Raw genomic sequence first — 12,205 nt, forward strand, 5'->3', positions numbered from 1 at the left:
TCATTCCCCAACCTTGTCGTCGTCGGCCAGCGCCTGGCTGGCAATCTTGCCAAGAAGCGGTTCGTTGTTCAGAAGCTGCGCGATGCGCTTTTCAGCATCGACACGGCCATCCATGAAGCCGAGCAATTCCTCGAGTTGACGACGCATCTTGAGGATCTCGGCCAGTTGCGGAACTTGCTCGGCAATCTTGTCGGGGGCGAAATCACCCATCTTGGAAAATGTAAGATCGAGCGCCAGTTCCTCGTCACGCTCCTGGCCCTCGGCCTGCGGCAGCGTGTTCTTCACCCGCGCTTTGACGCGGGGGCCGAGCGCCTCCATGAATTTTGGGAAGCGGTTCGCGTCGGTCTCGACAAAGGAGCGGTCCAGCACCGACTTTGACGCTTCCTTGGTTTGCGAAGCACCGGCAAGGTCGGCCATCACGCCCATGACAAACGGCAGTTCGATCGTCGTCGGGCTGCCGTAGGTTTCCACATCGTAGGCGATCTGCACCCGCGGCGCGCGATTTCGTTCGATGACCTTGGCTTTGCTTTCGGCTGGCATGTGTTGTTACCTTTCATCCTTCTGAGCCGTCTTCTTGGCATCGGGAACGCCGGCCAGCAGCCTGAACTCCTTCAGCCCCGAAGGGGCGAGATCTTCCATCAGTTCAACGAAATCCATGTGCACCATCCGACGGACCCGCCGAGCCAGGTGCGGAATTGGGCTCGACGGTTCGGTACGGTCATAGAAGGCGACGACCAGGTCGAGGCATTTCACCACGTCGTCGCGCGAGGAGATCCGGTCGGGGAGTCCCGTGCTCGAGTCCGCATAGCTTGCCATACTTGCCATAGCATCGGCTCCATGACCGTTTCGAGCAGGCGTTGCCAGTTCCGTCGGCACCGCCTGCGTGGCTGCGCCATTCGTCACCGCGCCGGCCGCTGAATTCCGTTCAAGTGTCGTCAGCAAACGCTGCAGGAACCGTTTTAAGTCCGGAACGGGAGTGCCGCTGCCCTCGAGACGAGCGTTGAGCGCAGTCTCGAGCGCATCCAGTGCCGTGATCGTCGCCCGGGCGTCGGCGATGAGCTGGACCATCTCCGCATTGGCCTGATCGATCTGTGCCGCACATGCGGCACGCACCCGATTCAAGAGTTGTCCGTGCGCACTGACCAGCTGCGCTTTTTCCGCCGCATTCAGCCCCGAGGCGGCTTCCTGGAGCATGACGCGATCGTCGAGCGCACCCTTCTCCAGGTCCTTGCCCTGAACCGGGCCGATTGCGCGCGGCGCGAAGAACGTCATTTGCCGCAGATTCGCCAACAACCCGTCCTGACCATTCTGCAGGTCGATCAGCGCGTTGATACGGCGCAAGGCGGCATCGCGCGGCGAAGCGTTGGGCCGCATAGCCGGATGCATGGTGTCCCAATGCTGATCGAAGGTCTGCGCGATCAGCGTCAGACCTTGCGCCAATCCGGCCAGCCCGTCTTCATTGGCCAGCGCGCGCGTGACGATGACAAGCAGGCGCAAGTCCCTGCCATGCGCGCGCAATTCCTCCGCCTTTGCGAGCACAGCGGGCCAGTCGACTGGAATCGTGCTTTGCGAGCCGGCCTTATTGTTGCCGTCGTGGACGACCTTGAGTTGGGCTTCGGTCAGGCGCTCCAACTCATGGAAAGCCGGGTCGTTGCGCAAATCTTCCCCGGACGGATTCTCACCGTCTAGCGAAGAAAGCCAGAGTGCGAGATCAATCACACCAACCCCCAGCGAAGGCCCTCAAACCTTATGTGACCTTACGTTATCACACCGGTGCACTTTACCACAATTCAACGAGTGCTCCAAAATTAACAGAAGCTGAACACCGCCATGAGTACCGAACTCCGTGGCGCAATTGTCAATCCGTATGAGAAATGCATCGCGCAGGGCGCGCAATTCCGCTGTTGTTTGCAGCCGGTGGTGCAAGACTTCCACAATACGAGGAAGCTGGCTGAACCAGGCATTGAGGCCTCGTCCACAACGCACTTTGTCAAGTGGCGGCATCTGTGGCAGTTTATCGGCTGGCAGATTGCAGGAGCACGTTCGATGGAACAGCGCCGGTCGTCGCAGAGCTTCAAGCGTAAGGAACTGGTCGGCAAGCTTGATCCTGTCGGGGTGCGCGCCTTCAAGGCCGCGGCCGATAGCGCCAAGCTGCGCGGCAATCCTTACGTCGAACTCGTTCACTTCATCGAGCAGCTGGTGCTTTCCGACCGCTCCGATGTGCAAATGATAATCGCCGATGCGGGACTGGATGCCAGCCGGCTCACGGCAGATATGACCCGTGCCGTCGACAAGTTGCCCTATGGCGCAACCTCGATCGAGGAATTCTCCGATCATATCTTCCATGCAATCCAGGAAGCCTGGAACCTCGCGACGCTGGAGTTCGGCGTCGAGGAAGTCCGCAGCGCCCATATTCTGCTTTCCTGCCTGAAAACCCCGGTTCTGGAAGGCCTGCTGTCGAAGATCAGCGGCGAGTTCGACAAGATCGACGCCGATGCGGTTGTCGCGCGGTTCGCCGATGTCGTGGAAGGTTCGCTCGAAGGCGGCGCAGCCATCGCGGTTCCCGCGGCTGAAACGCCGAAGCGGACCATGGGCGGTGATTCGGCCTTGGCGAAATTCGCCACCGATCTGACCCAACGCGCCCGCGAGGGCAAGATCGATCCGGTCGTCGGCCGCGATCCGGAGATCCGGCAGATAGTCGACATCCTGATGCGGCGTCGGCAAAACAACCCGATCCTGACCGGCGAGGCCGGGGTCGGCAAGACGGCGGTCGTTGAGGGCTTTGCCTTGCGTATCGCTCAGGGCGATGTGCCGCCCACGCTGCAAGGCGTCAGCGTGCGCATGCTCGATGTCGGATTGATGCAGGCGGGCGCCAGCGTGAAGGGCGAATTCGAAAAACGGCTGAAGGCTGTGATCGACGAGGTTCAATCGTCCGAAACGCCGGTCATCCTGTTCATCGACGAGGCCCACACCTTGATTGGCGCCGGCGGTGCTGCCGGAACCGGTGATGCCGCCAATCTCTTGAAGCCGGCGCTGGCACGGGGCGAACTTCGCACCATCGCCGCAACGACCTGGGCCGAATATAAGCAGCACATCGAGAAAGACCCGGCGCTGACCCGCCGTTTCCAGGTGGTCAAGATCGACGAGCCGTCGGAGGCGGTGGCCGTTCTGATGTTGCGCGGGGTGGCAGGGGTTCTGGAGCAACACCACAAGGTGCAGATACTCGACGAGGCGATCGAGGCAGCAGTCGGCCTGTCGCATCGCTACATCCCGGCACGGCAACTGCCTGACAAGGCGGTGAGCCTCCTCGACACCGCCTGCGCCCGTGTCGCCATATCGCAGCATGCTACGCCAGCCGAGGTCGAGGACATCATGCGCCGCCGCCAGGCTCTGGAGGTCGAGCGCGGCATCATCGGGCGCGAGGCCGCGATCGGCATCGAGGTGGCTGAACGGCAGGCGCGCGTCGACACCGGGCTTGCCGAAAGCGAGATCACCCTGGCTGCGGCGCAGCAGCGTTGGGATCGTGAAAAGGTGCTCGTCGCCGAGATACTCGAACTGCGCGCCAGGCTGCGCGGCGAGGGTGTGGCGCTCGATGCGGCCACCGTTGGGGCCGATGCCGAACCGGCAGCGGCGAACGCAGAAAAGACCAAGGTAGCGGAGTCGTCAGAGACTGAGCCGCCCAAGGCCGCCCAGACGGACGCGGAGACACAGGCCGCTGCCGATCCTGCCGCCGATCTCGCCCGATTGCGCGCACTGATGGCCGAATTGGCAGCGGCACAAGGCGAGACACCGCTGATTCTGCCCTCGGTTGACCGCAATGCAGTGGCCGCCGTGGTCCAGGACTGGACCGGGATCCCGACCGGACGGATGCTGTCCAGCCAGACCGAAAAGGCGCTCAAGCTCGCCGCCACGCTTTCGGAACGGGTCGTCGGCCAGGATCACGCCATGGAGATGATCGCCAAACGCGTGCAGACCAGCCGCGCCGGGCTTGGCGCGCCTGAAAAGCCGGTCGGGGTCTTCCTGCTTTGCGGCCCCTCGGGCGTCGGCAAGACCGAAACGGCATTGGCGCTGGCCGAAACGCTTTACGGTGGCGAGCAGAACCTGATCTCCATCAACATGTCCGAGTTCCAGGAGGCGCACACCGTCTCGACACTGAAGGGCGCACCGCCCGGCTATGTCGGCTACGGCAAGGGCGGCATCCTGACCGAAGCGGTGCGCAGAAAACCCTATTCGGTGATCCTGCTCGACGAGGTCGAGAAGGCGCATCCCGACGTCCACGAAATCTTCTTCCAGGTCTTCGACAAGGGCATGATGGACGACAGCGAGGGCCGCCGGATCGATTTCAAGAACACCCTGATCCTGCTCACCTCGAATGTCGGCTCCGAAGTTATCATGGACCGCACAAGGAATGGCACGCTGCGGACCGGGCTCGACGATCTGGATACCGCCTTGCGCAGCCCATTGCTGAAGGTCTTCCCGGCTGCCTTCCTTGGCCGGGTGGTGACCATTCCTTACTATCCGCTCTCTGATTCGATGATCGAAGCGATCACTGGCCACCAGTTCGCCAAGATCGCTCGCCGGTTGCGGGCAACCAACGATGCGGAACTGGTGATCGGCGACGGTGTCATGGATCTGGTCAAGGCCCGCTGCACCGAGATCGAATCCGGCGGGCGGATGATCGATGCCATCCTGACCAACACGCTGCTGCCGGAACTGAGCCGCGGCGTGCTTAACCGGTCGCTCGAGGGCGAAAAGATGACCAAAGTCACCGTCGGCGCCTCCAAGGAAGGTTTCACTTATTCCTTCGAGTAGGTTCTGATCGTGTAGAACCTCGTCGCCCTCGGCTGCCGGCCCGCTATTCGCGATCCCCCGTGGCGCCGCAATTCGAGAGGTGGCGGTCTTGCCCGTGCGCGAGAACGACGTGCGCAGCCGGTAGCGGATCGTCCACGACAGCACCGGCCCGCCGGTAGCATCGACGATCGTCCATCTATTGAAGGTTACCGACTGTCCCGCGCATTTCCAGCTGCGGGGACGCCTGGGCTTGAAAGAAGCTCACTGGCTTATCCGATGTCGCCCAGACGCAAATTCCGCAGGCAATCCCGAAGGAGATCAACAGGGCGGGCGAGATGGGTAAGCGGTGCAGGGATTGGCTGGGCCTCTTTGTTGCAGACCCGCCCAAAACCTCCTGCAACCGGATCGGTTCGACATAAAATATTTACCGTGTTGGCATGGTTTACGAATGGTTTCGCGGGCCATCCACCTCATGGCCGCTTTGGCTTTGGCCGGACCGGTTAAGGTTGAGCCGGATGATTTGACCGGCTGCGAAACTCCTCGCAAATTCCTCGTTGTCGAAAAGCTGTTGGGTGGTCAGGCCATCCTCGATGATCTGCACCGCCCATTGGCCGTCTATGTGTTCTACCCGAACACCGTCCTTCTGATCGTCGCCCACTCCCGCACTCCCACACAACGATGTGCGAAAAAAACCATGTGATCGGCAATCCAGCAAGTCACAAAACCGTACGAATCCGGCCGCTGGTTAACTTTGTAAAAGCGTCGAAATTTTCGCAAATGCCCGCACCCGCAGGAAACCAATTTTGGAAGGCCCGTAGCTCACACGGCCGCAGCCCGATCATCATCGATCCAGAGAAGCTGTGGACGGCATGTTGCGAGTACTTCGAATGGGTCGACGCGCACCCGCTCTATGAGGCCAAGCCCTTTTCACTCAAGTGTCGCATCTCTATATAACTGCTACATCCAGAAGTCGCATAACATACATTATGGAACATGAAATTATGGTTTGAAATCAATGTGTTGGCAAAATTTATCGGCTGTTAGCCACCCGCTCCATCATGCTTTCGCCGCACAAGAAAAGCAAAATGCGTTTCATCGTTGGGCCACCTGGGCCCCTTTTGTTGCGAATAGCTGCTTTGTGCCGCGAGGACCTTGGGAAGCTATTTCCTTTCGAAAAAACAGATTTTTCCTTTCGGGTAGAGGTTGGGATATGGTTGCGCGACAGGAGTGCGATCTATGCAGAGTTTCACCGTCGAGCTGATACGCGACGGCAAAGCTGTGGAACGTGCCGAGGTTCAGGCCGAAAATGTTGTTGAAGCTGCGAAGACGTGGGGACCAGTAACCATCCCGTACGCCGAAGAGCCTGACATCGGCGAATGGATCAGAGTAACGCACCCTTGCGGCAGCACGACAAGTTGGTTCGAGGCGGATCGTTAAGCGCGGCCAATTTAGAGCTCACTGGCCAGGATGCGTCAGGGTTGTGGGTAAGAGCCGTGACGAACGTCACGGCGTCGGGATCATAGCAGAAGATGGACGGATGACCCGGTGCGAACCAGCGATGACAGCATGTAGTAGGCTAATCCATCTTCCTGATGTCGATCTCGCCCCTCCCCTCTCCCAGGCTGTCCGTCTCGCTTTCCCTACCCTTCTTCCGCCCGAGCAGGACGACCCTGCTGTTCGGCGCAGCAGGACTGGCCGGCACAGGCCCAACGGTACTACGCGCAGCGCCCAAGCGCAGCCTTTCGAAACTTGGTGGCACAGACCAGAAGCTTTTATGCAGATTGGAAGTCCAAATTTAAACAGTTCATCCTACGTTGGCCGATGGGCTTTTTGTCAAGGAAACGCAATTGAGCCGGTCGGGCAGAACGGATTTTGACTTTGATGGTGCAAGAAAGGCGGTTTTTTCGACCGCCAACTTGCCGGCGGCCATTGCGTTGGCCGTGCTTGTGATCTGCGCGGTCCTTGCGGACTTGCAGAACACGAAAGTGTCCGATCAACTCGCGCGCGCCGAAGTCCAGGCCAAGGTCAACATCATAAGGGCCAAGCTCGAAGGCAATGTAAACGGTAATCTCCAGCTTGTTCAGGGCCTCGTCTCGGCCATAGTTACAGAGCCGTACATGGGACAGCAGAGATTTGCGTCCCTGGCAAGCAACCTGTTCCGACAGAGATCGCAACTGCGCAACATCGCCGGTGCGCCCGATCTCGTCATCTCGCTGATGTACCCGATGGAAGGCAACCAGAAGGCGATCGGGCTCGATTACCGCAAGAGCGAGGCGCAACGGACGGCGGCGCTTCGCGCGCGAGACCTCGGCGTTCTTGTGTTGGCAGGCCCCGTCAACCTGGCCCAGGGAGGGCGGGGCTTTGTCGGGCGCATTCCCGTCTTTGTGCCGACGGCGGGCGGCGGCAGCCGATTCTGGGGCATCCTCTCCGCTGTCATCGATGTCGATCAGCTTTACGCGGCGAGCGGCTTGAATGACCCCGGGATTGATATTGATGTCGCCCTGACGGGGACCGACGCGCTTGGCGGTGGCGGCAAAAAATTCTTCGGGGGAGACAACGTCCTCGCCGGCAAGCCGGTGTCGGCCGATGTGCAACTGCCTTCGGGCTCCTGGCTGATTTCGGCTATACCGAAGGGAGGCTGGCCGGCCATTCCGAACAATGCGTGGATGTTGCGGGGGCTCATAGCCTTTGCCGGCGCGCTGGTGGTGCTGCCGATCCTGGTGGCCGGGCGACTGTTCGGCGAACGACAGAAAAACTATGCCGAGCTCAGACGTCTGTCTGGCCGCCTTGAGTTGGCCCTGGAAGCTTCTGGAATTGGCGTGTGGGAGCACGACCTGGCCACAAAAGAACTGCTATGGGACGACCGCGTCCACCAGATCTACGGCAAGCCAGCCGATGGCAAACCGCGCGGTTATGAAGACTGGGCGATGGCCATTCATCCCGAAGATTTCGACAGGGCGCGCCAGGAGTTCGACGCGGCCGCCGAGAGGGAGGGACCGTATTCTTCGCAATACCGAGTCCTGCTAGCGGACGGTACCACGCGCCACGTGCGCACGCGCGCAGCCTTCTTCCAGGACATCGGCGGCACGCCGAAGATGATCGGCGCCGAGTGGGACGTCACCAGCGACGTGCTGCTCAATGAGACGCTCATTCGAGAGCGCCAGCTGTCGGAATCGAAAAATGCCGAACTCAAAGTCGCAAAGGCGCATGTAGAGCATGTTGCGCTGCACGACCCGCTGACCGGCCTGCCCAACCGCCGCTATCTCGATGAGTTGCTTGCCGAAAAAAGCGTAACGGGGACCCGCACAGCGCTGCTGCATCTGGACCTCGACCGCTTCAAGCAGATCAACGATACACTCGGCCACGCAGCCGGTGACGCCATGCTGGTGCACGCCTCCAAGGTCATCAAGGTCAACACGGGTCCCGGTGATTTTGTTGCACGCATCGGCGGTGACGAGTTCGTCGTGGTGAGCCATGGACGTGATGACAAGCAACTTTCCGCGCTCGGCGACCGCATCATCACGCAGATGCGCCGACCGGTCGATTTTCAGGGCAACCCGTGCCGTTTCGGGGTGAGCATCGGAATTGCCGCCGGAACCGACGCCAAGCAACTGCTCGTCAACGCCGACCTCGCTCTTTACCGGGCGAAAGGAAGCGGTCGCAACCGACACGAATTCTTTGACGAAGAGCTGCAAAGCGAGATCGTGCGGACCAAGCAAATTGCCGACGAAATCCTGGGCGGGTTGGAGCGCGCCGAATTCACAACATACTATCAGCCGCAGTTCGACGCCAGGACACTTGAGATCGTCGGGGTCGAGGCGTTGTCGCGTTGGAAGCATCCCGAACGCGGCATCCTAGCCCCACAAAGCTATCTCAAAGTGGCCGAAGAACTCAACGTCGTGGCAATCATCGATCGCGCTGTCCTGGAACAGGCGCTTGAGAGTTTCGACCAATGGTCGAACAGCGGTCTCAAGATCCCGCACGTCTCGGTCAATGTCTCCGCCAAGCGGTTGGAGGACAAGGATCTGATCGATGGCTTGCGCAAGCTTGCCATCAGGAAGGGCACGGTGTCGTTTGAGCTGGTTGAGTCCATCTTCCTCGATGAGAATGACGACCTGGTCACCTGGAACCTGGAGCACATTAAGGAACTCGGCATCGACATCGAAATCGATGACTTCGGCACCGGCCATGCCTCGATCGTGTCCCTGCTCAAGCTGCAGCCGCGCCGGCTCAAGATCGACCGCCAACTGATCACGCCCGTCACCCAGTCGATCCCGCAGCGTCAGCTGGTCTCGTCGATCATTGAGATCGGCAAATCGCTCGGCATCGAAGTCATTGCCGAGGGTGTCGAGACGAATGATCACGCGCGCATCCTGAAGGAGCTTGGTTGCGATATTCTGCAGGGCTATGTTTTTGGCCGCCCAATGGACGCCAAGGCCTTCACGGCGTTTGCCCAATCGCGCAAATGGTTGGCCGTGGGGTAAGGTCATGCCTCGCGCGGTAAGGCAGGCAGGCCGAGCGGTTCAACCGGCGCCCAGTCGCGAATTGGCTCGAGCACACTGCACTTGCATCGGCAAACCCACCGCCACCCTTGTCCCCAAAGTGCCCGACCGGCTCTGCGTGCCGGTGAAGTGACCGAAAGCAAATTTCTCGTCAGGTCTCTCAGATCTCATGATCCGACGGTCCGGTGGCGCGGCATGGGCTGTTAGCTCCAGACAGCTGAAGATAGCCAAAAGCGTCCGGCGTTATGGGCGAAGGAGCGCGGCACCAAATTGCGTCCACAATCGATCGCAGTCATTTGCCCTGAGGCTTGGCGTTCCCGGTTCGCCGTAGAAGACCATCGCCGAACGGACATCGTAACCGAGCACCGAGGCATTGGCCACGAACTGAATTGCCATTCCCAAATTCATCGCGTTGATCCTTACCTCGGCTTTAGTGCTGAGATCGACCACGCCGAAAATTTCCGCACCCCCACTTCTGCCGGCCATAACCGTCGTCGAGAGCGCGTTCCCCAAAGCGAGTAGCATTCGTGTTCAGTCCCCGCAAAGGCCGCTCTCGAACGCGCGCGCGGCGAATTTGTTCCTTGGCAGTTCAACGCCGGGTTATCGAACTGGCCTTTTCAAACGTGCAGCTTGCCTGATGCCGCGCCTTTAACGGTCCAGCAGTTTTCTTAGCGTAAAGCAGCCTCATGACGCTGCTCCGGCATTTCGGCGAACCAACACGTCGCCTTTTTTTCAAGCGAACGGCTTTGCCCATCATTGTCGTGACGCTGCTTGTTGCGACCCTCACCACAGGCCTTTTGCTGTGGTCGGCGACCCAGTCCGATGGTGTTGCCGTGTCGCGGCAGAAAAGCTTGGTCGCCTTGATCATATCCAAGCTGGAGAGCGGAATAGCCCACGATCAGGAGAGCGTCACCGTCTGGGACGACGCGGTCAGCGCCCTGCGGAGCCAGGATGCCAAATGGGTCGACACCAATCTCGGCACCTGGATGCACACGTATTTCGGCCACGATGAGGTCTACATTCTCGATCCGAAGGACGCGCCAGTCTACGCATTCGCCGATGGATCGGCGGTGGAGCCGGCGAGCTATCAATCCATACGCCCGACCACTGCGCCTCTCGTGGAGAACCTCAGGGCGAGGCTGAAACAGGGGGACACCGACGGCGTCACCGAGCAGGTGCTCACGATAGGTGCTTCCGACATGGTCGTCATCTCCGGCCATCCTGCCATTGTCAGCATCAAGCCAGTCGTTTCCGACAGCGGCCACATTGCACAAGTACCAGGTCAGGAATTCCTACACGTTGCCGTTCGCTATCTGGACGGCAGTCTGCTTGCCTCCTTGCGCCAAGACTATCTCCTCGACGACGCACACTTCTCCTGGTCAAACATGCTTAGCTCTGAAGAGGCGTCCTATCCCCTTGTCGGTCGCTCTGGTTCGACTGTCGGCTTCTTTGTGTGGCAGCCATATCGGCCCGGGGCGTTTGTCCTTTTTCAACTGGTGCCAACACTCGTGGTGGTGTTCGGACTGGTACTTGGCGGAATTATTGTAGCTCTGGCCGCTTTGCGCCGGCGGACTTTGAGGCTGATTGAGACCGAGAATCACATCTATCACCTGGCCCACTACGACCTGCTTACAGGGCTGCACAGTCGCGGCCATTTCAACAGTCGTTTGGCTGATGCGCTGACACTGCTGCCCGCGACGGGCGAGCAGCTCGCGATCCTCTATCTTGACCTCGACCGGTTCAAGCAGGTCAATGACAGCTTTGGCCACCCTGCCGGCGACGAGTTGCTCAGGGAGTTCGCAGACCGGCTGAGGCGGCTGACCGTGGAGGTTGACACGGTGGCGCGCCTGGGCGGTGACGAATTCATTATCATCCAGCGCGCGGTCGCAGGCGAGAATGAGGTCAAAACATTGTGCGAGCACTTGATCGAGTCCGCGCGCCGGCCGTTCGAGGTCGCCGGAGTTCAGGTTTTTGTCGGGGTGAGCGTCGGCGTAGCTCTTGCTCCCAGGGACGGGGTGGACCAGGTCGAGTTGGTGCGGAAAGCCGACCTCGCCCTGTATCACGCCAAAGCCGGCGGTCGCAGCGGCTATGCTCTGTTTGAACCCGAGATGGACCAGACGCTGGCAAAGCGTAAGGGTCTCGAACAGGACCTGCGCAAGGCGCTGCAAACGCCCGGCCACATCCGGGTGCATTATCAGCCGCTTTACACCGCCGACACCAACAGGATGACGGGCGTCGAAGCCCTCGCGCGCTGGTCGGACGCAGAGCGCGGTTGGGTCGCCCCTGACTTGTTCGTACCATTGGCAGAGGAAACGGGGCTCATCGAAGTTCTAGGCGAGCTGGTTCTGCGCCAGGCCTGCCTTGACGCGGTGCATTGGCCGATCGAGACCCTGGCAGTGAACGTATCGGGGTTGCAGCTGAACAATCCGAGCTTTGCCATGAAAGTGACGAGCATCTTGTTGGAAACGCAAATGGATCCACGGCGGCTCGAGCTGGAGGTTACGGAAAGCACGCTCTCCCAGCGCCCCACCGAATGCCAGCAGAACATGGCAGCGTTGCGCAGTGTCGGGGTGCGCTTTGCGCTTGACGATTTCGGTACGGGATTTTCCTCATTGGGCCGACTGCAGAGCCTGGAAGTGGACAGGATCAAGATCGACCGAAGCTTCGTGCAGGGCTTTGGCGGCTCGAACGGTGACGAGGCCATCGTTCAGGCGATTATCGACCTGGCTCGCGCGACTGGCCTCAGCACCACAGCGGAAGGGGTCGAGACCGAGAGCCAGTGCAATTATCTGCGCAAGCTCGGCTGCGACCAGCTACAAGGCTTTTTGCTTTCAAGACCGGTGCCAAAAGAGGACCTTCAGGAACTCCTCGACGGCGGATCAAGGCGGGCGACCGCATGAAAATGCGTCTAT

8 protein-coding genes are annotated in these 12,205 nt (G+C 60.2%); 4 read left to right on the forward strand and 4 right to left on the reverse strand.

Features of this window, described 5'->3' with window-relative positions; all coding sequences use genetic code 11:
• Together tssB and tssA are read right to left on the reverse strand one after the other, a co-directional pair.
• The gene (gene tssB / locus RPF88_RS32565) at window positions 1–540 is read right to left on the reverse strand and encodes a type VI secretion system contractile sheath small subunit (protein WP_013525309.1); all 540 of its coding nucleotides are present in this window, start codon (window positions 538–540) and stop codon (window positions 1–3) included.
• A 6-nt stretch (window positions 541–546) separates the two neighbouring features.
• On the reverse strand, window positions 547–1,719 hold the full coding sequence (gene tssA, locus RPF88_RS32570) for a type VI secretion system protein TssA (RefSeq protein ID WP_013525310.1): 1,173 nt from the start codon (window positions 1,717–1,719) through the stop codon (window positions 547–549).
• A 327-nt stretch (window positions 1,720–2,046) separates the two neighbouring features.
• Between tssA and tssH the strand changes: the two genes are divergently transcribed.
• On the forward strand, window positions 2,047–4,812 hold the full coding sequence (tssH, locus tag RPF88_RS32575; protein WP_013525311.1) for a type VI secretion system ATPase TssH: 2,766 nt from the start codon (window positions 2,047–2,049) through the stop codon (window positions 4,810–4,812).
• 421 nt (window positions 4,813–5,233) lie between these two features.
• Here tssH and RPF88_RS32580 read toward each other — a convergent pair whose 3' ends face one another.
• Entirely contained in the window at window positions 5,234–5,449 is a 216-nt protein-coding gene (locus RPF88_RS32580) for a hypothetical protein (RefSeq protein ID WP_024504475.1), read from the reverse strand.
• A 578-nt stretch (window positions 5,450–6,027) separates the two neighbouring features.
• On the opposite strand from RPF88_RS32580, the gene RPF88_RS32585 reads away from it, so the two are divergent.
• On the forward strand, window positions 6,028–6,228 hold the full coding sequence (locus tag RPF88_RS32585; protein WP_024504472.1) for a hypothetical protein: 201 nt from the start codon (window positions 6,028–6,030) through the stop codon (window positions 6,226–6,228).
• Window positions 6,229–6,638: 410 nt separating this feature from the next.
• Window positions 6,639–9,275, forward strand: a complete 2,637-nt coding sequence (locus RPF88_RS32590) for a bifunctional diguanylate cyclase/phosphodiesterase (protein WP_442921310.1) — start codon at window positions 6,639–6,641, stop codon at window positions 9,273–9,275.
• 261 nt (window positions 9,276–9,536) lie between these two features.
• Here the strand turns inward: RPF88_RS32590 and RPF88_RS32595 are convergent, their stop codons facing one another.
• Window positions 9,537–9,818, reverse strand: coding sequence for a hypothetical protein (locus tag RPF88_RS32595; protein ID WP_063173908.1), 282 nt, complete (start codon window positions 9,816–9,818; stop codon window positions 9,537–9,539).
• A gap of 161 nt (window positions 9,819–9,979) precedes the next feature.
• Here RPF88_RS32595 and RPF88_RS32600 point away from each other — a divergent pair, with 161 nt between their 5' ends.
• On the forward strand, window positions 9,980–12,193 hold the full coding sequence (locus tag RPF88_RS32600) for a putative bifunctional diguanylate cyclase/phosphodiesterase (RefSeq protein ID WP_337123945.1): 2,214 nt from the start codon (window positions 9,980–9,982) through the stop codon (window positions 12,191–12,193).
• Window positions 12,194–12,205: the final 12 nt, after the last annotated feature.

This window comes from Mesorhizobium sp. ISC11, from assembly GCF_037162595.1.
In the GTDB taxonomy this organism is placed as follows: Bacteria; Pseudomonadota; Alphaproteobacteria; order Rhizobiales; family Rhizobiaceae; genus Mesorhizobium; species Mesorhizobium ciceri.

What these genes read in the sequence shown, in the direction of transcription:
- tssB (WP_013525309.1), bottom strand. Translation starts at nt 540, where the DNA reads ATGCCAGCCGAAAGCAAAGCCAAGGTCATCGAACGAAATCGCGCGCCG.
- tssH (WP_013525311.1), top strand. Translation starts at nt 2,047, where the DNA reads ATGGAACAGCGCCGGTCGTCGCAGAGCTTCAAGCGTAAGGAACTGGTC.
- RPF88_RS32585 (WP_024504472.1), top strand. Translation starts at nt 6,028, where the DNA reads ATGCAGAGTTTCACCGTCGAGCTGATACGCGACGGCAAAGCTGTGGAA.
- RPF88_RS32595 (WP_063173908.1), bottom strand. Translation starts at nt 9,818, where the DNA reads ATGCTACTCGCTTTGGGGAACGCGCTCTCGACGACGGTTATGGCCGGC.
- RPF88_RS32600 (WP_337123945.1), top strand. Translation starts at nt 9,980, where the DNA reads ATGACGCTGCTCCGGCATTTCGGCGAACCAACACGTCGCCTTTTTTTC.